The following is a 563-nucleotide window of genomic DNA, read 5'->3' as shown; positions in this document are numbered from 1 at the left end:
GGAGCCGTCGGCATCTGCAACACTGACGACTGTCACACACGAGGTTTCAGGTGTCTCAAGCAGTGCTGGGACAGAGGGGTCATCACCACTGACGCCCATTCAACAGGAAGCGGAGTTCATTGTCAGCTCGGTTGACGGTGATATCTCTGTCTTCGGAAGTGGCCTCATCTCTGCGGAGTTGAGCAGTGTCATCTCCGACTCATTGGGGCTCGTCGTCCCGGCCGCCGTGGTTCTGATTCTGTTCTTCCTCATTATCGCGTACCGGGACCCGTTTGACCTGCTTATTGGCCTTGTCTCCCTTGCGATGGCGATTGTGTGGACATTCGGGTTCATGGGATGGGCCGGTATCCCCTTCACGCAGATGTTGATCACAGTCCCGCCGTTGCTTCTTGCCATCGGAATCGACTTCGGCATTCACGCTGTGAACCGATACCGTGAAGAACGGATCGAGGACATCGAACCAACACCCGCGATGCGGACCGCAACTGACCAGTTGCTCCCAGCGTTCTTTATTGTGACAGGAACGACAGTGCTGGGATTCGCCGCAAACGGGACCAGCCAGC

1 protein-coding gene is annotated in these 563 nt (G+C 56.7%); it reads left to right on the top strand.

What is annotated here, in order from left to right:
• A partial coding sequence (locus D3D01_RS22625; RefSeq protein ID WP_147439989.1) for an MMPL family transporter occupies positions 1-563 on the top strand: 563 nt, incomplete at both ends.

It is taken from the genome of Haloarcula sp. Atlit-7R, from assembly GCF_003666065.1.
GTDB classification, from domain to species: Archaea; Halobacteriota; Halobacteria; order Halobacteriales; family Haloarculaceae; genus Haloarcula; species Haloarcula taiwanensis.
This window is presented reverse-complemented; position numbering and strand designations above follow the sequence as displayed.